This window comes from Mesorhizobium sp. WSM4806 (genome assembly GCF_055811635.1).
In genome coordinates, this window is the sequence record NZ_JBVVQZ010000015.1 from 169082 (window position 1) to 193862 (window position 24781).

The 24781-nt window shown below is 60.4% G+C and carries 18 protein-coding genes; 6 read left to right on the forward strand and 12 right to left on the reverse strand.

Annotated features, from left to right (window positions below; translation table 11 throughout):
• Position 1 precedes the first annotated feature (1 nt).
• The 5 genes from AC0L2M_RS22690 to AC0L2M_RS22710 all read right to left on the reverse strand — a co-directional run bounded on the left by AC0L2M_RS22690 (position 2) and on the right by AC0L2M_RS22710 (position 8137).
• Positions 2–1900, reverse strand: a complete 1899-nt coding sequence (locus tag AC0L2M_RS22690; protein WP_419694572.1) for an ABC transporter substrate-binding protein — start codon at positions 1898–1900, stop codon at positions 2–4.
• Complete coding sequence (locus AC0L2M_RS22695) at positions 1897–3792, reverse strand: ABC transporter ATP-binding protein (protein WP_023797969.1); 1896 nt, start codon at positions 3790–3792, stop codon at positions 1897–1899. Before AC0L2M_RS22695 ends, AC0L2M_RS22690 begins: the two co-directional genes overlap by 4 nt.
• Positions 3793–3957: 165 nt before the next feature.
• Positions 3958–5298 (reverse strand): adenylate/guanylate cyclase domain-containing protein, encoded by a 1341-nt coding sequence (locus tag AC0L2M_RS22700; RefSeq protein ID WP_473535944.1) that lies wholly within the window; start codon positions 5296–5298, stop codon positions 3958–3960.
• Positions 5299–5503: 205 nt separating this feature from the next.
• On the reverse strand, positions 5504–6847 hold the full coding sequence (locus AC0L2M_RS22705; RefSeq protein ID WP_473535959.1) for a nucleotide sugar dehydrogenase: 1344 nt from the start codon (positions 6845–6847) through the stop codon (positions 5504–5506).
• A gap of 111 nt (positions 6848–6958) precedes the next feature.
• Positions 6959–8137, reverse strand: a complete 1179-nt coding sequence (locus tag AC0L2M_RS22710; RefSeq protein WP_473535945.1) for a DUF3095 domain-containing protein — start codon at positions 8135–8137, stop codon at positions 6959–6961.
• A 73-nt stretch (positions 8138–8210) separates the two neighbouring features.
• Between AC0L2M_RS22710 and AC0L2M_RS22715 the strand changes: the two genes are divergently transcribed.
• Together AC0L2M_RS22715 and AC0L2M_RS22720 are read left to right on the forward strand one after the other, a co-directional pair.
• Entirely contained in the window at positions 8211–9299 is a 1089-nt protein-coding gene (locus tag AC0L2M_RS22715) for a glycosyltransferase family 4 protein (protein ID WP_128173708.1), read from the forward strand.
• Entirely contained in the window at positions 9296–10060 is a 765-nt protein-coding gene (locus AC0L2M_RS22720; protein ID WP_128173707.1) for a polysaccharide deacetylase family protein, read from the forward strand. The genes AC0L2M_RS22715 and AC0L2M_RS22720 overlap by 4 nt, the downstream gene beginning before the upstream one ends.
• Position 10061: 1 nt before the next feature.
• Here AC0L2M_RS22720 and AC0L2M_RS22725 read toward each other — a convergent pair whose 3' ends face one another.
• The 3 genes from AC0L2M_RS22725 to AC0L2M_RS22735 form a co-directional block, all read right to left on the reverse strand.
• Positions 10062–10916 carry an MBL fold metallo-hydrolase gene (locus AC0L2M_RS22725; protein ID WP_473535946.1) on the reverse strand — a complete coding sequence of 285 codons (855 nt, stop codon included), beginning with the start codon at positions 10914–10916 and terminating at the stop codon, positions 10062–10064.
• 135 nt (positions 10917–11051) lie between these two features.
• Positions 11052–11501, reverse strand: a complete 450-nt coding sequence (locus tag AC0L2M_RS22730) for a cyclic nucleotide-binding domain-containing protein (RefSeq protein ID WP_091594718.1) — start codon at positions 11499–11501, stop codon at positions 11052–11054.
• 302 nt (positions 11502–11803) lie between these two features.
• Positions 11804–14518 (reverse strand): ABC transporter transmembrane domain-containing protein, encoded by a 2715-nt coding sequence (locus AC0L2M_RS22735; RefSeq protein ID WP_473535947.1) that lies wholly within the window; start codon positions 14516–14518, stop codon positions 11804–11806.
• A 29-nt stretch (positions 14519–14547) separates the two neighbouring features.
• Between AC0L2M_RS22735 and AC0L2M_RS22740 the strand changes: the two genes are divergently transcribed.
• Together AC0L2M_RS22740 and AC0L2M_RS22745 are read left to right on the forward strand one after the other, a co-directional pair.
• Positions 14548–15039, forward strand: a complete 492-nt coding sequence (locus AC0L2M_RS22740) for a hypothetical protein (protein WP_473535948.1) — start codon at positions 14548–14550, stop codon at positions 15037–15039.
• Positions 14984–15655, forward strand: coding sequence for a class I SAM-dependent methyltransferase (locus tag AC0L2M_RS22745; protein WP_473535949.1), 672 nt, complete (start codon positions 14984–14986; stop codon positions 15653–15655). The genes AC0L2M_RS22740 and AC0L2M_RS22745 overlap by 56 nt, the downstream gene beginning before the upstream one ends.
• A 91-nt stretch (positions 15656–15746) precedes the next feature.
• Here the strand turns inward: AC0L2M_RS22745 and AC0L2M_RS22750 are convergent, their stop codons facing one another.
• The 4 genes from AC0L2M_RS22750 to AC0L2M_RS22765 all read right to left on the reverse strand — a co-directional run bounded on the left by AC0L2M_RS22750 (position 15747) and on the right by AC0L2M_RS22765 (position 20726).
• Positions 15747–16937, reverse strand: a complete 1191-nt coding sequence (locus AC0L2M_RS22750) for a glycosyltransferase family protein (RefSeq protein WP_473535951.1) — start codon at positions 16935–16937, stop codon at positions 15747–15749.
• Positions 16934–18178 carry a glycosyltransferase gene (locus tag AC0L2M_RS22755; protein WP_287240405.1) on the reverse strand — a complete coding sequence of 415 codons (1245 nt, stop codon included), beginning with the start codon at positions 18176–18178 and terminating at the stop codon, positions 16934–16936. Before AC0L2M_RS22755 ends, AC0L2M_RS22750 begins: the two co-directional genes overlap by 4 nt.
• A 1-nt stretch (position 18179) precedes the next feature.
• Positions 18180–19394: a glycosyltransferase family protein gene (locus AC0L2M_RS22760; RefSeq protein WP_023797956.1), complete on the reverse strand. Its 1215-nt coding sequence runs from the start codon at positions 19392–19394 to the stop codon at positions 18180–18182.
• A gap of 465 nt (positions 19395–19859) precedes the next feature.
• Positions 19860–20726 (reverse strand): AraC family ligand binding domain-containing protein, encoded by an 867-nt coding sequence (locus AC0L2M_RS22765; RefSeq protein WP_473535952.1) that lies wholly within the window; start codon positions 20724–20726, stop codon positions 19860–19862.
• Positions 20727–20958: 232 nt separating this feature from the next.
• Here AC0L2M_RS22765 and melA point away from each other — a divergent pair, with 232 nt between their 5' ends.
• A complete protein-coding gene (melA, locus tag AC0L2M_RS22770) occupies positions 20959–22425 on the forward strand; it encodes an alpha-glucosidase/alpha-galactosidase (RefSeq protein WP_128173703.1) in 1467 nt (488 codons plus the stop codon).
• 205 nt (positions 22426–22630) lie between these two features.
• Positions 22631–24715 carry an ABC transporter substrate-binding protein gene (locus AC0L2M_RS22775; RefSeq protein ID WP_473535953.1) on the forward strand — a complete coding sequence of 695 codons (2085 nt, stop codon included), beginning with the start codon at positions 22631–22633 and terminating at the stop codon, positions 24713–24715.
• The last annotated feature ends 66 nt before the right edge of the window (positions 24716–24781 follow it).

Below are 24781 nucleotides of genomic sequence, written 5' to 3' on the forward strand. Positions count from 1 at the left end.
CTCAGGACTCTCCAAGCCAGAATGTATCCGGCATGTAGACACCGAAATAGGCGGTCGGGTCGTAGCCGTAGAGCGCCTTGTCAGGCAGATTGCGCAGCCGCGAGGACGCCAGAACCGGCTGATGCGTTCCGTTCACGGTGCCGATCGAAAACACCTGGTCGGTGTAGATCGACAGCATTGAATTCCAGATTTCCGCACGCTCCGTGGCTTCGGTCGATGCCTTCCAGCGTTTAAGCAAAGCCATCAGCTCGACCACAGGCGGAAGATCGGGCGCCTCACCGACCTTGCCATGAGACAAGTGGTGAGCACCCCAGAGCGGCCATTGCAGCTGGTCGTCCATAGTTGGGGCCAACTGGTACGGGTTCATGTCGGCGGTCGGCACGCCATTGTCGATGCCCGACCACATCGACATCATGATCTGGCCGCCAAGCGCGCGGCTGCGGAAGATATCGCGCTGCGAAGTCCGGATGAACAGGGCGATCCCGATCTTGCGCCAGTGATCGGTGATGAGTTCGAGCGCGTCGGTTTCCAGCGTGCTTTCGCCGGCCGTCTCCACTATGATCTGCGCTGGGCGTCCGTCGGGAAGTATCCGCAGGCCGTCATCGTCACGCGTCTGAAGCCCGGCCTCGTCGAGCAGGGCATTGGCCTGGTCGGGATCATGGGCGACCCAGGCTTTCGCGAATTCCGGCCGGTAGAGCGGGCTCTCCGGCAGGACCGTATCGGCACTTTCCTGCCCCAGTCCGTAGAACACGGCCAAATTGATCTCGCGCCTATCCACAGCGAGCGAAAGGGCGCGGCGCACGCGAACGTCACGAAGAAGGCCACGCCACACCTGGTCGGCACAATTCAGATTGGGCAGCAGCGCCAGCCGCGAACCCTGTGTGCGTTTCCAGAGATGCATCTTCACCGGGTAGCGCTTCTCCGCATCCTTCAGGAAGGAGTAGTCGGTGAAGTCAATTCCCATGCTTTGCAGGTCGCTCTCGCCCGCACCGGTCTTGGCGGAAATGATCGCCGGCGAGCTGACATTCATGACAATCCGGTCAACATAGGGCATTTGCCGGCCATTCTCGTCTACTCGATGAAAGAACGGGTTGCGCTCGAAGACGAATTGCTCGGCCGGGGGCTTGGTCCGGTTCCGCCATGGATCGAGCGTCGGCAGTTCCGGGTTCTCCGGGCGATACTGCCGCGACATGCGGATATGCAGGAGCGTCCATTTCTTGGCCCGGTTCTCCTTCATCAGGCCGGCGAGCCGAAATGGATCCTGGTATTTCTTGTGGAACTGCTTGAGATAGGTGGCCGGCAGAACCAGCGATAGCGGCGAAGCAGCAGCAAGCTTGGGCAGGAAGTCGGGATTGGGCGCATCCCAACTATAGCGGACCGTCGACGGATCGACGATCTCGAAGCGTGGCGGCTTGGCGTTCGCCAGCAGGGCAGGGGCAAGCCCGCCTTGCGAAAGCTCATCGTTCAGCCAGACATCTTCCCAGCAATAGCGAAAATCCTCCGGCGTCAGCAGGCTACCGTCAGACCATTTATGGCCTTCCCGAATCTTGAAAGTGAAGACGCGATCATCCGCTACGTCGAAACTTTCGAGAATGTCGGCTTGCAAGTTGAGCTTTTCGTCATAGCCGACCAGGCGAGCATACCCGTAGATCGTCATCATCCGGATATCTTTCTGGCTGCCGATGATCGTGCGCAGCGTGCCGCCATACTGGCCGGGCTGCCGGCCCATCGCGGCGAGGTTCAACGCGCGCGGGCTCTTGGGCAAGCGTTCGGCGAGTGCCGGCAGCGCCTTGGCCTTCAGCTGCGGCTGAAGAAATTCCGGCTCCAGATCGCCGGCGCGCGACGTGCCCGGCAGAAATGCCGAAGCCATAAGTCCAAGGACGGTGCGCCGGCTGATCAATGGCGTAACTCGCTGACATCGGCCGTACGCCGGGCCAGCACGAGGTGGCCGCCGCCAAGGTCGAGCGGCGACAGCATATCCTTGTCGCTCTCGTCGCGGAATTGCGGTCCCCATGCGCTGGTGTCGGAAGCGCCGTCGAGCTTCAGCGTTTTGAAGTCCATCGGCCTGTCGAGATCAGGGAAAGGTACTGCGGCGACCAGTGAGCGCGTGTAGGGGTGGACCGGTTTCCTAAGCAGAATTTCGCGCGGCGCGAGCTCGACGATACGGCCGCCGCACATCACCGCGATGCGGTCTGCCATGTAGTCCACCACCGCCAGGTTGTGGGATATGAACAGGTAGGTCAGGCCCAGTTCCTTCTGCAGGTCCTTCAGAAGGTTCAGGATCTGCGCCTGGACGGAGACATCGAGTGCCGAAACCGGCTCGTCGCAGATCAGGAGTTCAGGCCCCAGCGCCAACGCGCGCGCGATGCCGATACGCTGACGCTGCCCGCCGGAGAAACTGTGCGGATAACGCTTTATGAAGCGCGGATCGAGCCCGATTGCCTGCATCAGGCTCTTGACCGTGACGAGTCGGGACGCGGCATTGCCACGTTGATGGATTTCCAGCGGCTCGCTCAAGATGTTCTCCACCGTCATGCGAGGTGAAAGCGACGAAACCGGGTCCTGGAAGACCATCTGGATTTTCGCGCGCAGCATGCGCAGGGCGTCTCCCTCGGCTTCCAGGACGTCGATCGGACCATCGCTGCCGTTGAAGATCACAGAGCCGCCGCTTGGTGTGACAGCCCGCATGAGGACTTTGCTGACGGTGGTTTTGCCGGAGCCGCTTTCGCCGACAAGACCCAGACACTCACCCCGCCTGATATCGAAGCTCACGCCGTCGACGGCGCGAACAGAGGTTTGATGATCTCCGCCGAACCATCCGGACTTGCGGATGGTGAAGGTCTTTGTCAGATCCCTGACCGACAGCAGGATGTCGTCCGGCCCCTTCGATGCCGGCGCCGTCTGCTTGCCGAGCAAGTTCCCGACATTCACCGGCACCTCGCGGAGCGCCTTTAGCCTTTCGCCAGGCTTCAGGTCGAAATGCGGAACGGCTGCCATCAGGCCCTTCAGGTAAGGGTGGCCTGGCCGGCGGAATATCGCCTCGACAGGTCCCGCTTCCATGATCTCGCCATGGTACATGACCACCACCTCGTCGGCGACATTGGCGACCACGCCAAGGTCGTGCGTGATCAGCAGCATCGCCATGTTCAGCTTGGCCTGAAGCCCGCGCAGCAATTGCAGGATTTGCGCCTGGATGGTGACGTCCAAGGCCGTTGTCGGCTCGTCGGCGATCAACAGGGCGGGCCGGCAGATAAGCGCCATGGCGATCATGGCGCGTTGACGCAATCCTCCCGAAAGTTCAAACGGATACATGTCATAGGCGCGCTTGGGGTTGGGAAAGCCGACAAGGTCGAGCATTTCCTCGGCCCGCGCCTTGCGCTCCGCCCGCGCCATGGGCGTATGAATCTGCAGGGATTCGCTGACCTGATTGCCGACCGTGTGCAGCGGCGACAGTGATGTCATCGGCTCCTGAAAGATCTTGCCGATGCGGCTGCCTCTCAACGCCCGGATTTCGGGTCCGTCACGCGGCATCTGCAGGATATCCTGCGTCGTGCCGGGCTTTTCAGGATCGGAAAACAGGATACGGCCGCGAACATGGGCTGTGTTCGGCAAAATGCCCATCACTGCCTGGCTGAGAACCGATTTTCCGGAACCGGACTCGCCTACAAGCGCAGTGACCTTGCCGGGCAAGACGCGAAGATTTGCACGTCTGACGGCATGCAACGGTCCGCCGATAATGGCAAAAGAGATGCCAACATCCTCGATCCGCAGCAGATCAACACCCGAATTCATTCTCACACCAGCCCCACTCTGGCAGCCCGCCCGGCGGCGGGCCCAGAAAGCGAGACTAACGCATTGGCAGCGCAGAGCAACTTGGATTCGAAATCGGTCGCCAGTTCCCTGGCGGAACCGGCGACCGGACTGCGCACCAAAGGCGTTCGGATCAGATCGTGGCGGTTACTGGAGCTTCCTCCGGTCGGCCGCCGACAGCCGCGCTGCATCGCGATGAAGCAGCATGACCTGCTCGGCGTCGGATATTCGGTCGTGAATCGGCTCCAGCGCACCGTCTTCATCGAGTGCGAGAGCACCCGACAGATCGGGTGAAAGCACCGTCAGCTTCTGTTTGACGCCCGCCAGTTCCTCGTTGCCGAGCGTCAGCCAGCTGTTGGCGCCGCAATAGCTGGCGAAGTCTTTGCTGGCGAGAACGCTGTGCGGATATTTCTTGGTCAGGGTCTGGAGGCGCTGGACCTCATTTACAGCCGAGCCGAAGACAGAGAATGTGAGCCGGTCCGTAAGCCCGACATTGCCGAACATCACATTGCCGACATGCAGGCCGATGCCAAAGTTTATGTCGCCCAATCCCTGCTCCTTTCTGCGCAGATTGAGATCTTTCATGCGCGCCGTGGCCTTGTGCGCTGCCGCAAGAGCAGCCTGGCAGGCGATCTCGGACTGCGAGCGGTGCCTTTCGCAAGGGAAGACGGCAATGAAGCCATCCCCCAGGAAACTCATGATCTGCCCGCCTCTGCGATTGAAAGGTGCAGCAATGGCATCGAAGAACTGGTTCAGCGTATCGATGTAGATTTCGCGGCCGGAAGTTTCGGCAAGCCTTGTCGAGCCGCGCATATCGGCCATGACCAGTGCGGCCCGGATTGTGTCGCCCTCGCCGCGCTTGATCTGGCCGTCCAGCACGCGCCTGCCTGCGTCGCCGCCGAGATACGTGGTCATCATGTTGTCGGCCAGCTTGGTGAGCACCGCCATCTTCGTTGCGATAGCGAGATGGTTCTGGATGCGCAGCAGCGCTGAAATCATGCTGTCGCTGAAGCCTGCAGCGCTGTCGGTCGACCAGGACCCGAGCATGCCCTGACTGGTATTGCCGTTGAAGGGATGCACGAATGCCATGTAGTCGGTCACGCCCATAAGCCTGAGGTCATCGAAAACAGGAAATTCCGACGGTACCGACGGGTCGAGCCGGCGCCGCAGATGGTCGAGCTTGTTGCTGAGCAGATGGTAGTATGGGCTGGTCAGGAATCTGTCGGAATGAGCGCCGTCCTCTTTGCGGAAGCCTTCCACTTCCATGCCCTGGCCGCGAATCCAGGTGAAGCCAAGCGCGTCATAAAGCGGATGAAGCATCGAAAAGCTCAAATGCACCCGCTTCAGCGGCAGGCCGGCAGCAGCCAGCCGTTCACAAAAACCCTTTACCAATGTTTCCAGGGCGTCGCCCGCCAGCGCCGATCGGGTGAGCCAATCGGCAACCTTATCCATGAGAATGCTGGAAATTTCTGCTTGCGCTGTGCTCATGCTGTCTTGAGACCCGTCGAAGACGAGCCATTCTCCTTTGATCCGCCCCAACACGGTCCGCTAACGACCCCAGGGATAAGACCCTCGAAGTCAATGAAGCCGGCTTTGGGCAAAAGCCGGCGAGGGGCATTATGTGGCGAGGCTGCCGGGGGAGTGCAATCACGATCCTGACATCAGGCAAAAAAACTCGCCGGCTCAGACGCGGTCAGGCCTTCACCACCGTCTCTCGGGCCAGCCCGAGGCGGCCAAAAACATTGCGTGTGTCGATGATCAGAAGAGCGTGATCAGCGATCGCCTGATAGTCGATCGCGTCGTGGTCGGTTGCAATGACGACAGCATCGAAATCCTTCAATGCCGCCTCGGTCAATTCGACCGAGCGCCGCCCCTTGATCGTCATATGCTCCCGTGTGGTCGGGATCTCGGTAACATGCGGATCGTGGAATTCCGCCTTGCCGCCCCATTCCTCGATGAGTTCAATGAGCCGCAACGAGGGGCTTTCGCGGATGTCGGGCACATTCTTCTTGTAGGCGAGCCCGATGATGAGAATGCGCGAGCGGCTGAGCGCCTTGCCGCAGCGCTGGTCCAGCGCCTTCGCCAGTTCATCGACCACATGACGCGGCATGGCCGTGTTGATCTCTGCCGCCAGCTCGATGAAGCGGGTCGGCATTTCGTATTCGCGCGCCTTCCACGTCAGGTAGAAGGGATCGATCGGAACGCAGTGCCCGCCGAGTCCGGGGCCAGGATAAAAAGGCATGTAGCCGAAGGGCTTGCTCTTTGCCGCCTCGATCACCTCCCAGATGTCGATACCCATCGCACCGAGCACGACCTTCAACTCGTTGACCAGGGCTATGTTGACCGAGCGGAAGATGTTTTCCGTCAGCTTGACCGCCTCGGCGGTCGCCGTGGTGGAAACTGGAACGACGGTCTTGACCACGCCCTGGTAGAAAGCCTGCACGAGTATCGCCGCTTCAATGCCGTCGCCTGCCACGACCTTGGGGATTGTCGCGACTTCAAAGCTGCGGTTGCCGGGATCCTCGCGTTCGGGCGAGAAACCGAGGAAGAACTCTATCTTCGACTGCAAGCCGGTCTCTTCCAGTATCGGCTTGATCACGTCGTCGGTGGTGCCGGGATAGGTGGTCGATTCCAGCACGATCAGCTGGCCGAGACGCAGATGCTTCGCTACGGTGCCTGCCGTGTTCCTGACAAAGGAGAGGTCCGGCTCACGGTTTTTCGTCAGCGGTGTCGGAACGCAGATGATGATGACATCGCAGACGTCCAGTTCGGCAAAATCCGCAGTGCCGCGGAACTGTCCGCTCGCCACCTGGTCGGCAAGGGCTGTCGACGTCACCGCCTCAATGTAGGATTGGCCGTTGTTCAGGCTCTCGACCTTCTGGGCTTCGATGTCGAAGCCGGAAACCGGGAAGCCGGCGCGTGCGATCGCAACTGCCAGCGGCAACCCGACATAGCCCAGCCCGATCACGCCGACTTGCGCGGCGCGCGTCGAAATCAGGTTCAGAAGACGGTCATATGTCGATCGTGAGGCGTCCAAAAATCTGCTTTCCGTCAATTCGGACAGGCCGTCCGCGCCCATGGCGAGGCTCACCTGGTTCCCCAAGAACCCCGAGGCATATTGCGGAAAATCGATTTCCGCAAGCTGTCGTCAGACCGGCACCTTCGCCTTCAGGCTTGCGGCGGCCATCGCATAGCCGCCGGCGGCGCCATCGATGAAATGAACGTGATCGCGTTGCAGTGGCGAGGCGACGAGGCATGTCATCAAGGCCGATTTCTGGCGGTGCAGGCCATAGTTGCAGATGCCCGCCTCTTCCGCCTGTTTCAGCCGGTTCTCGATCCGTTGCAACACGTCCGCGTCAACGTCGATAGTCATCTTCAAGCCGTCGTCGAACTTCCGGAAATCCGAATTGCTGGCCACGTCGCGTTTGTAGATCTTCGGATCGAAGCTGCCGATCGTCCAGCCATATCTATCGGTGACAGCCGTAAGCGTCAGCTGGAACAATATCCACAGCTTCGACAGCCACCGCCATCCTGCCGGCGCCATGGCCCGCGCCTCGATATCGAGGCCGGCGGGCGAAAAACTGTAGGCCGGACCGTTCACCGGCAACGGGTGGCCATCGCGTTCCTGCCCCCCGGCAAGGGCGATGATGTCGGAAGCCAAAGACTGAAAACCGCGCAAGTCGCGCGACGGCCCCGGGATGGCTATGATCGAGACGATTTCGCCGTGCCGGGCGTCGATCGGGTTCCAGCGGCAGGAGAGGCCGGTAAGATCCGGCCGTGTGCCGGCTGGCGCAGGATCGATGCGGTAGCGCCCCGCTTTCATCTCGGCTTCCGCCCAACTGCCGCCACCGCCCGCAAACATGGCATAGAAGACCGCTTCGGAGGCCCGGAACCTCGCCACGCGAACGTCGAGGCCTTGCGCTCTTATATCCTCTATCGGCACGATTGCGGCACGCAAGGTCAGGTCCAGTTCGTCCGCCACCCATCTCTGGACAGCGGCCAGCGCGTTGCGGGTGATCTCCAGTGCCGAGCCGGGAAACGCCACGAGCGCGCCGTCGCCGCCGAAGACAAAGGGAATATCTCGCCGACCCAGCGCATTGAGCAGCGCCGAGATAACGCTGGCGCCGGCCATATTGACGGTTTTATAGCGCCCAGCGTCGATCGCCTTGGTCGAGCCGACGATGTCGGCGGTGGCCAGCGCCCAGCCATCCGGGAGAGGCCGATAGTTATCGATATCGGCAACGCTTTCGAACCTTGCGAAGACCGGCAAAGAAGCGACAAACGGATCGGACGCTGCAGCTGTTTCCATGAGCATCAGATACCACATTCCACTGCTTGAAAGTGAGTCGATCATGCTTCGAAATTGACTTGCGCAGGCTTTCCGATGATAGGGTCCGACGATGCGAATTGCCTTCTACGCGCCGCTGAAGTCGCCCAATCATCCCGTTGCCTCCGGCGACCGCCAGATGGCACGGACGCTGGTCAAGGCGCTGGAGCATGCAGGGCATAGCGTCGAACTGGCATCCGAATTGCGCTTCTATCTACGCGAACCGGTTCCGAAAAGTTTCGATGCGCTCAAGATCGAAGCCCGAGAGGAAGCCGCGCGGCTGACAAAGCTTTGGGATCGTGACGGCAAGCCCGATCTCTGGTTCTGCTATCATCCCTATTACAAGGCGCCCGACCTGATCGGACCCGAACTGGCGTCGGCCTTTGCTATCCCCTGTGTGACAGCGGAAGCCTCCTATTCAAGGCGGCGCAACGCCGGTTTGTGGGCCGACACGCAGGCGTTGGTGGCGCGAGCCGTCGAACAGGCAGCGCTGAACATCTGCTTCACGCAAAGGGATCGTCAGGGACTGGCTGATGCGATTCCCGACGCCGCTCTCGGTCTGCTTTCGCCCTTCATCGACACATCGGCATTCTGGGAAATGCCGGCACGGGGTTGTCCGACGCGCCTCGTTACCGTCGCCATGATGCGCCCGGGCGACAAAGTCGAAAGCTATCGCATGCTGGCGCAGGCGCTCGGTCCGATCGGCCACCTGCCCTGGACCATGTCCGTCGTCGGGGATGGGCCTGCCCGTGACGAGGTCAAAGCGCAATTCGCCGGCTTGCCCGCCGACCGTATCGTATGGCTTGGCGCGATTGAGCCGGCCGCCGTGCCGGATGTCCTCTACAGTGGGGGAATTTACGTCTGGCCGGGTTACGGCGAGGCCTATGGCGTTGCCTATCTTGAAGCACAGGCCGCCGGCCTTCCGGTGGTGGCTCAGGACATCGCCGGCGTGCCGGAGGTCGTGCGGGATGGCCAGACCGGGTTTCTCACCCCGCCGGGCGATGTGGCGGCGTTCGCTTCTGCCATTGAAAGGCTTCTCACCCGTAACGACGAAAGAACCATCATGGCCGCGGAAGCCAGACGTTTCATCCTCGAAGAACGCTCCCTCGGTGTTGCAGCGGGGCGTCTGGCCGAACTTCTTGCGAAGATCCCGGTTTCATGACATCCGATCGGATCTGGCAGCCCTTGGTGGAAGAACTGGCGTGCCGGCAACGGGCGGACCGTAAGGCAGAGTTCTGGCTCCGCGACGATGACGCCGTGGATCCGACGCCTGCGCTTGATCGGCTGCTCGACCTCACCGGTGAATTCGCAGTTCCGGTCACTCTGGCCGTCATTCCGGCCCTGACTGATGAGAAGCTTGTCGTCCGGCTCGACGAGGCGCCGCATGCCGCGGTCGCCATCCATGGCTGGGCGCACCGAAATCATGCGCCCGAGAACCAGAAAAAGCAGGAGCTCGGCGCGCATCGGCCACGCGAGGCGGTGCTCGATGATCTGGCTCGCGGGCTGTCGCATATAACCGGCCTGCACGGCTCACGTGCCGTTCCGATGCTGGTGCCACCCTGGAACAGGATCGACGCCGGCTTGGTACCCAACCTTGGATCGATAGGATTTGCGGCATTGTCGGTCTATGGGCCGCCGAAGCCGGCTCCACTGGCGGTCATCAACAGCAATGTCGACATCATGGATTGGCATGGCACGCGCGGCTGCCGAGATCATGGCCTATTGGTTCAGGCTATCATCGCGCAATTGCAGCGTGCACTCGGCGGCGGCGAACCGGTCGGCCTGCTCACCCACCATCTCGTACATGATGAATCGGCCTGGCTGTTCCTCGAACGGCTGTTCACAGTCACCGCACAGACTGAAGCGTGCGCATGGCTTCCGATCGGGACATTGATCGGGCGCAGCGCCAGTAGAGGAAAATAGCTCAGCGCTTTTTGTGCAACGAGCCCGGAAATTGGAGCGTCTGGCCATCCCGAGCGGCAAAAGCGCCGGCAAACCTGTCTTTGGCCAGTTGCTCGATCTCGTCCAGTTGCTCGTCGGTGCGTGTCGGATCGTGGTGAAACAGCGCAAGCCGCCGCGCACCGGCCGCCTCACAGAGCTTGACGCCCTGTTGCCACGTCGAATGCCCGTTACCGCGGCGGCGTTTCATTTCCTGGTCGGTGTAGGTGCAATCGTAAATGACGAGGTCGGCATCTTCGATCAGGGCGAGCACCGCCTGATCGAGTTTGTCCGGCTCGTGCTCAGTGTCTGTGATCACCGCCACGACCCGGCCGCCCCATTCGACCCGGTAGCCTATGCAGCCGCCCGGATGGATAAGACTGCCGGTTCGGACCACCACCCCATCGCGCGGGCGAAGCACGTCTCCGGATACGAAATCGCGGCAGTCGAGGCTTGCCTTGCAGATCTCCAGTTTCACCGGAAACCACGGCGGCCGCATGAACTCATCGACCATCTGCCGGGTCGTCATGCGTCCTGCAAGATGCCCGGACCAAAGCGTAAGCTTGACGCTCCGGTCATAGATCGGCGCAAAAAACGGCAGCCCGATGATGTGATCGTAATGGCAATGGGTGAAAAACAGGTCGAAATCGGTCACGCCTGACGCCCGAAGTGCGGCGCCGGCAGGCCGTAGGCCAGAGCCCGCGTCGAATAGAAGCGTATGCTTGCCGCATCGCATCTCAATGCAGCTCGTGTTGCCGCCATAGCGAGAGAATTCTGGCCCTGATACCGGAGTGCTGCCGCGCACGCCCCAAAACCTGACCAGGAAAACTTCGTAGTCCATGCTACCCCTTCCCAGTCCCCGTCGCCCATCGTAGCCAAACAACTGCTGCTAGGCGAGACAGGTTTTCTCCGGGGTAACCTTCTCAGCAAGAGGCCAGTGCCATCGCGACGGCGAGGATCGAGCGCACGTCATCCGTTATTTGGTGCTTCGTGCGTCGATCAGATCCGCGGTCGTATGGCTTAGGCGATCGGCAAGAACCCGCAATATCTCGATGGTCATTTCCGGGAACTCCCTCATAAGCCTCAGGAAATGATCCTTGCGGATCCTCAAGACTTCCAGCGGACTTGCCGCTCTGACGGTGGCGGTGCGAGAGCTGTTGCACAATATGGCGATCTCGCCAACAATCGAATTTGGCTCCAGTTCGGCAACTTTTATCGGTCCGCTGTCGGAATCGACCAGAATATCCGCCCTGCCTGAAAGGATGACATAGGCGGCGTCTCCCTCGTCGCCCTGCCGGAATAGGATCTGGCCGGCGCTGTAGCTCACACGATCGGATGTGAACGCAAGCAGCTTGAGCTTTGTCGGGTCGATGGCAGAGAACAAGGGAACGCGTTGCAGCATTGCAACTTCATCCTTGAGCAGCATTGTCGCAAACCTTCCCAAAATTCGCGTTTGCCAGACTAGAGCAATGGACGCCCAGATGGAATGAATTCTGTTTCCGGGATGGCGAGACGAACCGCGCGAAAGGTGGCGAGCCCGATGTCGTGCGATCGGGCGATGCCACCTGGCAATGGCGTCCGCCAACCGGAAACTCGAAGAGCCGGATGAATCTGCGGCAAACCCTTCGGGTTTCGGCGGGATGTGGCTTCGCTGCGCCCGTCGTCGAATCCCTTGACCTTGCAGTAAATTCCCACCGGCAGAATGATCCCATCTGAATGTCCGCTGCTCTATGACAACAGTCCCTTGAATGTACCGTTCCCTGCCAAAAGTGTCTCGGGTGTTCCGTCTTCCACCAATTTACCCGAATCGAAGACGAAAACGCGATCGAACATTATCGCCATCGCCGGATTCGTCACGACCCACACAATTGCCGGCGAATGGCCGTCGCGCCTGGCTTCCTCGAGCACGTTCCGCAGCACCTTGTCCTGCATGCGCTGGTCGAGCGCCGACAGCGGCCGGTTGAGAATGAGAAAATCAGGACGCTTGAGCAGGGCCCGGGCAACATCGAGTTTCTGTCGCTGCCCGCTGGTCAGCCGCCTGCCGCTGGAGCCGACGTTGAAGTCCAGGCCGACATCCAGAAGTTCGGCATAAAGCCCAAGTTCGTCAAGAATGTCATAGACGATGGAGCGTATGCGATCCGGCGCGTCGGGATGGTTGTTGCCCACACGCCCGAACAGGACATTATCCATGACGGTGGCCGCGGCAATGTATTTGGCGGGATCATACCGTTCGATGGCATTCTGCAGCTCGGGCGGCAGGTTTTCATAGAACAGGTTGCGTGCAGCGACGATCTTGCTCATCAGTTCGTCGCTCAGCAGGCCGAAGCGGTGCCGGGGCTCGATATAGGCAAAGCTCAAGGTGACGATCATGGCGCGGTCGCTCTCCGAAACCGCCTCGTGGGGACGGTTCTTGAGCCGTTGCAGCAAGGTTTCGTAGGTGGGTATCTCCTCGGCGCTCATGAAGGCAAGTTGCTGGAAGAACGGGTGATCGGGCGGCAGGTCGGCAAACAGCTCGATCGCCTGTTCGGCGATCTCCATGCCCATTTCGTAGAGCGTGCGGTCGAGGCCGGCTTGCCTCAGAACAGAAGCAAAATAGGGATTGGCCGCCAGAGCCCTGTCGGCCAGTTCGGGGCCGGCGGCAGCGCCGAAGAGCAGGTTTTGGCCGATCGTTGCTTCCTTGTTGTAGGCGCCCGGTTCGAAAGGAACCACCAGTCCGCTCAGCCCTTCGTGTTCCAGCCGGGCTCGCAGCGCCGCACGCAGTTCGACGATCCGCCGGGCAAGCTCGCTGTGACGCGTGAGATCGGCCGAAGAGCGCAAGCCAAGATCCAGGATATCGCGCGATAGAACAACCGCGTCGAGTACCCGGCGCACGGCTTCAAAGAGGTCGTGCGGGCCGGTAGCGCCGGCGGAAACATAGTTGATCCAGTCGCTGTGGATATCAAGATCCGGATTGCCCGACAGGCGCGCCTCATGCATGTTCCAGCGGTGCTGGTCTGCCGCAGCATCGTCATAAGGCACCGATGTCAGCGGCGCATGCTTCAGCCCGTAGAGCAGGTTATCGCGTAGGCTTGCCTGGAACAGGAAAACATCCGATGAGGCATAGGACATGCGCCGGCCGGTCACTGCTTCGGGGAGTTCAAGCAAGTCGTCGGCGCCCGAAGCGACCCTTCCGCTGTCCGGCCAGTTCAGCCTTGCGAAGGCTTCTGCAAGCGCCTCGGCTCCACCTGTTGCGGTACTGAGCAGCGCCACCGTCTCACCCGGCTTGATCTTGAGGGAGACACGGTCGAGGAGCATTGCACCGCCATCATCTGCTATCGACAGACCGATCGCCGACAGGGGCTTGGTCATCGGATCGGGATCGTCGATCGTCAATGCCCCGATCCTCGGCGCAATGAGCCGATCGACGGTGAATTGTTCAACGACCTGCTGATACTTGACCTGGACATCCTGCCGCGCCTGATCCCAGTCGATCAGTTCCTTCATCGGTCCGGGCAGGTCCTTGTAGGCGCCGATCACGGCCACGAGCTGACCGACGTCCAGCCGCCCCTGGATGACCAGATATCCGCCGATCATGTAAAACAGAAAGGGCGTGAGCTGCGCGAGAAAATTGTTCAGAAACTTCACCATGAATTTCCATTGGTAAAGATCGAAGCGGATCTTGAAGATGAGCCCGAGCCGGGCAGCTATGTCGGCGCGCTCGTAGTTTGATGTGTCGTGGACGTGTACCGCGCCGATGCCGTCGACGATTTCGCCAACCCGGCCCGAAAGCGCGCGCGCCGTCAACTGCCGTTCGCGCCCGAGCACGATCAGCCGCCGCCGCATTCGCGGGATGAGCACGATCTGGACCGCCACGATCCCGGCCGCGATCATTCCGAGCCAGAAATTCTGGACCACGATGAACAGCATGGCCGTCAGCGCCTGGCCGCCGAGCAGCACCGGCTGCACGAAGGCATCGCCGATGAAGCCGCCCAGCGGCTCCACCTCGTCCTTCACCATGGTCGCCACTTCGGCGGATTTCACCCGCTTGAAGTAAAACGGCGGAAACCGCAGCACACGATCGACCAGATCGAAGCGGATACGCCGCAGCATGCGTTCGCCGAGGCGGCCCTTGTAGGTGTTGATATAGAATTTGAACAGGCCGTTGATGACGACCAGCAAGAGGAACACAAGGCTCAGCGCAAACAGCGTCGCCACGCGGTCGAGCTGAAAACCGGAGAAGAACTGGACCTCTCCGATGAACGGCAGGTTATAGTGCAGCCTCATAAATGGCTGGGTCGCGCCCGGTTGCTCGAACCCGCTACCTTGGATCGGGCCGTTGATGATCAGCTTCGGCAGGTCGAAGGACATGAAATACGGGATCATCGAAAGCACGACGATCATCAATATCCAGAGCTGCTGCTTCTTGGTGTGCGTCCAGATATAGCGGGCTAGGCTGGGTTCCATATGCGGCTGTGGACCCTTCAGTTGGAACGATGCAGGATGTAAAAGCACCTGCCGGCGAATGGCGTGTCGGCAATTTCTTCGTCACCAAGAACAAGCTCGAAGCTGCAGCGCACGGAAATTGTCCTGCGCTCAACGATGGAAGGAACCTGCGACGCGGCGCGATCCAGTTCCGGCGCATGGTCGATGACAACGACATGGGCATTGCTGATCATCGAAGAAGGCGGCTGGCCAAACGGTTCGCGGCTTCGGTAGGGTTTCGGCGAATAGAAGAGCAGCACGAAGCCGCAGCTGAGCGGCTGGTGCTGGCGAATGGACGCCGATGGTACGGACAGATGCAACAGGCTCTCTCCGGCACCGGGCAATGGCGAAGCGGCTTGCAGCATAATCACGTCCGCGAATCAACAGCCTTCCGGGAGGCAAGATTGCGTTGTGTCGCCCGAAATCCCAACCTACAAGACGAATATGATGGATGTCACGCAACCACGCAATGCCGGCATGGACTGGCACGAGCAAGCCTTTGACCTGACGCGGGGAATTGCTGCCTATGTCAAGTGCCCCCTGGTGGCAGGGCTGGCGCGCGTCATCACCAGGCATCCGAACGCCGATATCGCCAACGCCTTCAACCACAAGCAGGTCGCCTGCAAGATGTGGGCGCTCGACAGGCTGTTCGAAAGCTGCGGCGGCCGGTTCGGGCGCATATGGGTTCTGGGTGGATGGTACGGCGTATTGCCGGCTATGCTTTTCAACGACGCCCGCTTCGACATCGCGGCAGTCGATAGCATCGACATCAATCCCGAAGTCGCGCCGGTCGCCCGGACCCTCAACCGGGAAGCCGGCGACCGGTTCCGGGCGCTGACGGCAGATATGTACGCACTCGACTATGCGGCCGGGCGGCCCGACCTGATGGTCAATACGAGCTGCGAACACATAGCCGATCTGCGCGCCTGGCTTGCTCTGCTTCCGCGGGGCACGACTGTACTGCTGCAATCGAACGATTATTTCAGCGAGCCGACGCACATCAACTGCGTGGCTTCGCTTGCAGCCTTCGAAGCAATGGCGGCGTTACGGGAGGTGGGGTTCTCCGGCGAACTGCCGACAAAAAAATATACGCGCTTTATGCTGATTGGAACTGTTTGACGCATTTCGCGCGGTTTGGGACAACGACATGCATAAACGAGGAGTTGAAGCGCGTCGCACGAACCTCGCCAGACGCGACGCGCGTTAGCATCTATCGTCTGTTTTGATCATGAACTTCTCCGAAACCGGGCCCCACTTTTAGGGACCATGTTCCATACCGCTGGCGCAGAATTTGCGCCGAGCGATGCGCGCCCTCCAGATCGAGACGATGCGCGGCTGGCGTCGGTCCCGCAAGCGCCTGTTGGATGGCTTGCGCCAAACCTTCAGGCGTTAGGTCCTTCTCCATCAGCACCGTTGCAAGACCGAGTTCTTCGAGCCTCAGGGTGCGAACCGTCTGTTCGGTTTCCCCGCCGGCTGCAAATGGAACGAGCAGAGAGCGACAACCCGCGCGCAGGACATCGCAGACCGTGTTGTAACCCGCCTGCGAGACCGACAGGCGGGCGCCGGTCAGCAGGCTGGCGAAATCCTCGCGGAACCGGAAGATGGACAGGACCGGCGAGGCATCGCGTGCGATCGCGTCAAACTCGTTTTTCGGCAGGTTTGGGCCGGTGATCAAACACCATTTCCAAGCTTTGTTGGCATTCCGCGCCGCTGCGATGGTGGAGCTGACAAGGCTCTTTCCGGCAGCCCCGCCGCCAACCGACACCAGAACGTCGAAGCGCTCGGAGGCCGCGGGCGATGGCGGCGCGGCAACGAGCCCTGTGTAGGTGACCTCGGCCTTGATCGCCCCAGCCAGTGGAAATGTCTTGTCGATGGTTGCGAAAGCCGGATCGCCATGGACCATGACAAGGTCGAAATGCCTGTTGATCAGATCGACCGTTTCCTCGTTTCGGCCGGGCTTGACGCGCTCCTGAAGGATATCACGGACCGACGTCGCCAGCAGCGGTCTGGGCGACGTCGCGTCGATGGCCTCGATCAGCGGCAGGAGTTCGAACCGCATCTGCCGGCGTCCAAATGGAAACGCCTCGACAATGACGATATCAGGCCTGCAATCCCGGAACGCCTGCAGCAGCATCTCTGAACGCCATCTCTTGAAATCATCGTCGATGGGTTTGCCCTGCAGGTCGACAAGTCCGGAAAATCCTTCATCACCGGAGGTGACAGGTGGCAGGGTTACAGATTTCACACCCACGCCCGGAAACCCCGCGATCGGCGCTCCGCCGGTCACGACGGTTACGTCAAACCCGTCATCGACCAGAGCCGCCGCGATGCGGCTGGCGCGCGCGAGATGGCCGATACCGAGCAGGTGCTGGACATAGAAGAGAGCGCGCAGCCGCTTCATTCGGCGGCCCGCCACTCCCGCTCGAACAGTTCCTTGAGCTGTCCAATGCTTGCCAAATGATCGAAATTACCGCGCACGCGCCGCTCTGCGGCGTCGCCGAGGCGGGCGCGCAGCACGGGATCACGGATCAGGCGCTCCAGCGCCTGCGCCAGGGAAATTGGGTTTTCCGTCGGAACCAGCAGCCCGGTTTCATCCGGCGATAGAAGCTCCGGCACGCCGGAAATATCGGTCGACACGCAGGCAAGCCGCTGGCTCGCCGCCTCCACCAGAACATTCGGCAGACCGTCCCGGTCGCCATTTGCGGTGATCCTGCAGGCCAGGGCGAAGATGTCGGCGCAGCGGTAGTGCTCAAGCACCTCCTCCTGCGCAAGCGCGCCTTTCCAAAAGACGCGGCCATCCAAGCCGAGCTTTTGCGCCAGCGCCTTGAACCGTTCCAGTTCCTCGCCGCCGCCGATATGCTCGAAACGCCACGCCAAATCACCAGGCAAGAGGGCAAGGGCCTCCAGCAACGTATCGTAACCTTTCTTTTCAACGGCGCGCCCGACACTCAGAATGATAACCGGTTCGTCCGGCGCCGAGCCGTCATGCTGTTTTCGCGCCTCGCCGAAACTGCCGAAGCGATCAAGGTCCAGCCCATGATAGCTCAGATGCACAGACGCGTTGCCGTTAGCGAGTTTTTTCAGGCGGTCGAAGCCGGTTTTCGTGCAAGTTACCGTCCAGCGGGCCGAGGAAAGCTTGCCAGCCAGATCCCAGTCCGCCGAAGTCCAGATGTCCTTGGCATGGGCCGAGCAACTCCAGGGCAGGCCACGAAGCTGGCTGGCATAGCGCGTCACCGATGCCGGTGTATGCGCGAAATGTGCGTGCAGCCAGCCCGCGTCTTCCGGCCATTCGGCCGCCAGCACGAGCGCTTGCCCGAAGCGGCGCGCGCGATTGCGCGTAAAGTCGCGGCCGAGGTCGATAGCCAGCGATCCGAGCGCGCGCCAGAAGCCCGGCCGAAGCAGATAAGCAAACAGGGAGCGAACCACGCGCAGCGGCTCTTCATGCAGATATTCCGGCAGATAATGGACGGGCGCTTTGATCTCGTCATGCACGGGGTGGCGTTTTGCGTCGGTCGGCCGCCTGAGCGCGAAGAGTATCAGGTCGAACCCCGCACGCTCCAGACCGAGCAGTTCCTGCGCGATGAAGGTTTCCGACAGCCGCGGATAGCCCTTCAGAACCACGACGATCTTGCGATGTTGCAACTCAGATCATGCCTTCAATGACCGAAAGGTGATGGCCGCCCCGCCGGTCGAGCAGTTCCGAGACGATTTCAGAAATGTGAGGCAGCCCTTCCAGCGTCAGATGCGGATGGCTCTGCGATGGGCCGGGCCGGGCCGGCAGCACCTCCAGCGCATTGGCAAACCGCTGGGAATCCTCGGCTTCTTCCGGCAAAAGCATCTCAATGAGGCCGAGTTCGGCTGCGCGCCGTGCTCGAATCAGTTGTTCCTCGCGGGGCTTGACGCGCGGCACGATCAGCGCCGGCTTGTCGAAAGACAGTATCTCGCAATAGGTGTTGTAACCGCCCATCGCCACGACCGCCTTGGCGCCGGCAATGAGATCTTCCATGCGGTTGTCGAACTCGATGATCTTGATATAGGGGATCTTGGCCCCCTTCTTGAGCAGCTTGTTGCGCTTGCGCGCCGGCATGTAAGGCCCAAGCACGATCAGCGCCCTATGCTGCAATTGCGGATCCTGCTGATAGGCATCGATGACACTGTGGATCAGGTCGCCGCCGTCACCGCCGCCACCGGTGGTAACGAGGATATAATCGCCGTCGGGCCGGTGGCCGGGCAACTCGTTCTTCTGCAGGCTCCGTTGCAGGAAACCGACGAACTTCATCTTTGCCCTGACAGCCGGCGGCACGTCCAAACCGATCAGCGGATCGTAGAAATCCGGCGGACCATAGACCCAGACCTTGTCGTAGAACAGGCCTATCTTGCGCATCACATCCCTGTGTGCCCACTCTGCTTCGAGCAGATGCGGCGCGTCCATCACCTCGCGCAGGCCGAGCACGAGCGTGGTGCCCCGCGTCTTAAGGTAGGACAGCGTGTCCTCGATCTCACCGCGCAGGCCAAGCGGTTCCTTGTCGACGATGAAGATATCCGGCCGGAAGGTCTCGGCTGTGTGGCGGATGATCGACTGGCGCATCCTTAGCGTCTCATGCAGATCGATATCCTTTTCCAGCGAGGTGTATTCGCCGTTGCGCAACTTGATGACGCTGGGGATCTTCACGAAGTCGACACGGGCGCGGTAGTCGAAGGCGCCAGCGATAGTCGCACCCGAAATGATAAGCACCTGAAGTCCGCGGAAATCCTCGACCAGCGAATGCGCGATCGTCCGGCAGCGCTGCAAGTGGCCGAGCCCGAACGTGTCGTGGCTGTACATGAGAATTCGAGCATTTTGTACGTGCTGGGTCATTGTTGAACGTCTTTTGGAATTCTCGCCTGAGGACCGTGGACGACCCCGCACGAAACCATCCTCGCGGGTCTGCCGACCTGTTTTGGAGCATGACGGCGCAATTATCAATTACCCAAGAGGGTCCATATGCAGAAGCCAGGAAGCTGCGTCAGCTCAGCTGCCACGCTGGTCCAGAAGAACCTGCATCATTTCTGGTCTTGATCATCTCGGATTGGCAGCGAAGATTCGGATAAGGCGGCGTTGGCAGAAATAGACGTTTCCAAGGTTGGGGTCGAGCGTTCGAATCGCTTCATCCGCTCCAAGTTCTCTCAAGGGAATCAAGCTATTGAGAGGCGCCTTTCGGGACGCTTTTTGCTTACAAGGCCAGCTTTGCCGCCTCCTGAAAGCCGATGTCCGAGTGACCAGGTTGACGGTCTCTCTCGCGCTAAAAGCAGCCATCAAAGGGTGACAGGTCAGCGCTATTTGTCATCTGTCCAAAATCTGCCCCTGCTGATAACCGGCGCTTGCATACATGCCAGTGGTTCTGAATTCTGTCGGACTGACGCCGAAGCCACGTCGGAATACCTTGGCGAAGTAGTTGGGATCTTCGAAGCCGCACATGCCGGAAATATCCTTCACCGGAAGGTCGGCGGACATGGTCAGTAGCTTTGCGGCGCGGTCGAGGCGTCTGTTGAGGACGAACTCAGCCGGAGGAATACCTTCATGCGCTGCGAACACACGTGAGAAATGCGCGCGACTGAGACCGGAAAGCCGCGCCAGCTCATCGACCGGCAACGGCAGATGCAGATGCGCACCGATATAGTCAGTCACCTGACGCACTACCGAATTCTCCGCCACGTCATTTCCGTGCAGTTCGAACACGTCGTCATAGAGTGCCATGGCCGCCTCGTAGGAAATTGCCGAGGCGCGTGCCGGCGTTGAGCCGTCGCCTTTGACCAGCCGGTAGGCGCAGTCGGCCAGATTATCGACGGTCCCTGCCCGAAGGCTGAACACCGGTCCTTTCGTTGCCAGGACTTCTCTATGGATGCGCAACGCTTCCGCCCCATGCATCGATATCCAGAAAAACTCCCAGCGCCCGCCTTTTTCGACCCAGTAGCGGTGCGAATGCGGAACAACCAACAGCATCGTCTCGCCCGGAGCGATGCGGTAGGACCTGGTTCCGTAACGCAGGTTTCCGGTGCCGCTGATGGTGTGCTGTATCACTGTGAACGGCGTCTGCCCGCGTCTGCGGCCATCCCAGCTATAGCCGGCATCCGTTCTCACGTCGTAGCCGGTGCTCGTCGGCATGGTGTGCAATCGCTGCCGAGCGCGCGGCAGGGAAATCATTTTCATCACCGGTCCAAGGTCGACGAGTTTTTGCAGCACAAAATTACCCTACAAAGCACATCTACGCCCTACCGGAGGGGCGTGATCTTACGCATATTGACCAAAAAACAAAAGAGATGAGGATGAAACCCCGGTTGCACGCCGCTTGGTTGCGTGTCTTCCGAATAACACGCCTGGACTGGATTTCTACGAACCGATTTTACCTATCGGTCCAATCCGCTTGCGGGAGAAGGTTCGAATGAGCAGATTTAAGATCGCAATCATTGGCGCGGGCAGCGTCGGTTTCACCAAGAAGCTGTTCACGGACATTTTGTGTGTCCCGGAGCTGCGCGACATCGAGTTCGCACTGACCGACATCAGCGAGCACAATCTCAAGATGATCGAGTCAATTCTCCTGCGGATCGTCAAGTCGAGTCAGCTTCCTGCACGGGTGACCGCGACGACGGACCGCCGCAAGGCGATCGAGGGCGCGCGCTACATCATTAGCTGTGTGCGCGTCGGAGGTCTCGCCGCCTATGCCGACGATATCCGCATCCCCTTGAAATACGGCGTCGACCAGTGCGTCGGCGATACGATCTGCGCCGGTGGCATTCTCTACGGCCAGCGCAACATCCCGGTCATTCTGGATTTCTGCAAGGACATTCGCGAATTGGCCGAGCCAGGCGCCAAATTCCTGAACTATGCCAACCCGATGGCGATGAACACCTGGGCGGCGATCGAATTCGGCAAGGTCGATACGGTCGGTCTCTGCCATGGGGTCCAGCATGGGGCCGAGCAGATTGCCGAGATCCTCGGCGCCGGGGAAGGCGAGCTCGACTATGTCTGCTCCGGCATCAACCACCAGACCTGGTTCGTCGACGTTCGCGTCAAGGGCCGCAAGATCGGCAGGGATGAGCTCGTCGCCGCCTTCGAGGCGCATCCGGTCTTCTCGCGGCAGGAGAAACTCAGGATCGACGTGTTGAAGCGCTTCGGCGTCTATTCGACCGAAAGTAACGGCCACCTGTCGGAATATCTGCCCTGGTATCGCAAACGGCCTGAGGAGACTGCCAAGTGGATCGATATGTCGGACTGGATCCACGGCGAAACCGGCGGTTATCTGCGCTATTCGACCGAAACCCGGAACTGGTTCGAAACCGAGTTCCCGCAATTCCTCGAAGATGCAGGAAAGCCCTTCGATCCCGGGCGCCGCTCGAACGAGCACGCCAGCCACATATTGGAGGCGCTCGAGACCGGTCGGGTCTATCGCGGTCACTTCAACGTCAAGAACGAAGGCGTCATCACCAATCTTCCGTCCGATGCAATCATCGAATCGCCTGGTTTCGTCGATCGCTTCGGCATCAACATGGTGGCCGGCATCACGCTTCCGGAAGCCTGCGCCGCGACCTGCATTTCGTCGATTAATGTCCAGCGCATGTCCGTCCACGCGGCAATCTCCGGCGACATCGACCTCCTGAAACTGGCCGTGCTGCACGATCCGCTGGTTGGCGCCATCTGCACGCCGGAAGAGGTCTGGCAGATGGTCGACGAGATGGTTGTGGCGCAAGCGCAATGGCTGCCGCAATTCGCCCATGCGATCGACAGCGCCAAGGAGCGGCTGAGCCGCGCGACGGTAAAAACGCGGGAATGGAAGGGCGTTGCCCGCCGCGAGGTTCGCTCGATCGAAGAGATCAGGGCCGAAAAGGACGCATTGCGCGCGGCCGGCTGAGACATTGGTTGCGATAAGCCAATGTTCCGGAAAACCGGGCGGCCAGGATCGTGCCTCGGCGAATGCGCCCGGGCAGCACGGCACTGTCATCCGAGAAAGCGGAATACCGCTTCTGAGAAAGCGGAATACCGCTTCGATCGAATGCTTGTAGGAGGAGAGCCAGGCCATCGCGGCAGGCCCGAAGCATAAGGGAGAGACCAGGACAATGAACATTTTTGGCCGCATGAAAACCGCCGCCGCGCTCCTGTTTGGTGTATCGGCGTTCGCGATCCAGGCCGTGGCCTCCGAGCCGACGATCGTGCCGGAACAGCCGCCGTTTCCGGCGCAAGGCAAGATCAATTACGTGCCGCGCGATTCAATTCTGGAATTCAAGGCGCTATCCGAATATCGCGAGCCGGAGTGGGTCACCGAAAAATTCGTCAAGACCGGGAAACTGCCTCCGTTGGCCGAGCGGCTGCCGAAGGAGCCGATGGTCTTCAAGACAGGCAACATGCCCGACGGGATAGGCGTCTATGGCGACACTATGCGCCACGTCATCGGCGGCCGGCCGGAAGGCTGGAACTACAGTGCCGGGCAGACGCAAGGCTGGGGCGGCATTGACATTGCGATGTTCGAATGCCTGACGCGCACCGCGCCGCTCTTCCAGGTCGATGCCAAAGACGTCGAGCCGCTGCCCAATCTTGCCCGGAGCTGGGAGTGGTCGGAAGACGGCCACACACTGACGATGAAGTTGATCGAAGGCGCAAAGTGGTCCGACGGAGATCCCTTCGACGCCGATGACGTGATGTTCTATTGGGACGACAATGTCGTCGATCCGAACGTCTCGCCGCTGAACGGTGCAACACCGGAAACGTTCGGAGAAGGCACCACCCTGAAGGCGGTAGACAAATATACGATCGAATGGACTTTTAAGGACGCGTTCCCGCGCCAGCATCTCTATGCGATGGCCTATGGAACCTTCTGCCCTGGCCCCTCGCACATTTTGAAGACCAAGCATCCGAAATATGCGGGCACCACCTACGACGAGTACAAGAACGGCTTTCCGCCGGAATACTTGAATATGCCCGTCATGGGCGCCTGGGTGCCTATCGAATACCGTTCGGACGATGTCATCGTGCTTCGCCGCAATCCTTACTTTTGGAAGGTGGACGAAGAGGGAAATCAGCTGCCCTATCTCAACGAACTGCACTACAAGCTTTCGACCTGGGCCGATCGTGACGTGCAGGCGATCGCCGGGTCCGGCGATATCTCGAACCTGGAGCAACCTGAAAATTTCGTGGAATCGCTGAAGCGCGCCGCACAGGAAACGGCTCCCGCGCGGCTGGCCTTTAGCGCCCGGCTGATCGGCTACAATCTGCGCATGAACTTTTCAGCCAATGGCTGGGGCGAGCCGGACGAGCGGGCGCAGGCCGTACGCGAGCTCAACCGCAACGTCGATTTCCGTAAGGCCGTGACCATGGCCATCGATCGCAAGAAACTCGGCGAATCCCTCGTCAAAGGACCCTTCACCGCGATCTATCCCGGCGGCATTTCCTCTGGCACGAGCTTTTACGACCGCGCCTCGACGGTGTACTACCCGTTCGATCTGGAAGGCGCCAAGGCGCTGCTGGAGAAGGTCGGGTTGAAGGACACGGACGGCAACGGCGCCGTCAACTTTCCGGCCGGTACAGCTGGCGGCTCGGACGTACAGATCGTGCTTCTGGTGAATTCCGACTACAGCACCGATCGCAATCTCGCGGAAGGTCTGGTCGGCCAGATGGAACAGCTTGGCCTCAAGGTCGTGCTCAACACAATCGATGGCGCGAAGCGCGACGCAACCCAGTATGCCGGGCGCTTCGACTGGCTTGTTCGCCGCAACGAGCAGGAACAGACCTCAGTTGTGCAGAACACGACCCAGCTTGCCCCGACCGGTCCGCGCACGAGTTGGCATCACAGGGCAGGAACGGACGGCACGGTCGATCTGATGCCGTTCGAACAGGAACTCGTGGACGTCGTCAACAAGTTCATCTCCAGCAACGACAATGACGAGCGGGCTGATCTGATGAAGCAGTTCCAGAAGGTCTCGACGACGAATCTCGATACGATCGGCCTGACAGAATATCCGGGTGCGCTCATCATCAACAAGCGCTTCTCTAACATTCCGGAAGGCGTGCCGATCTTCATGTTCAATTGGGCGGAGGACACGATCATCCGTGAACGGGTCTTCGTCGCTGCCGACAAGCAGGGCGACTACGAGCTGTTCCCCGAGCAGCTTCCGGGCAAGCCCGGTGAAGGCGGTCCGATCAACTGACCGCAGTCGATTTCCCCTCCGGCGAGCATCCGCCGGAGGGGAGGTTGCGAATTGAACCGTGGAGAT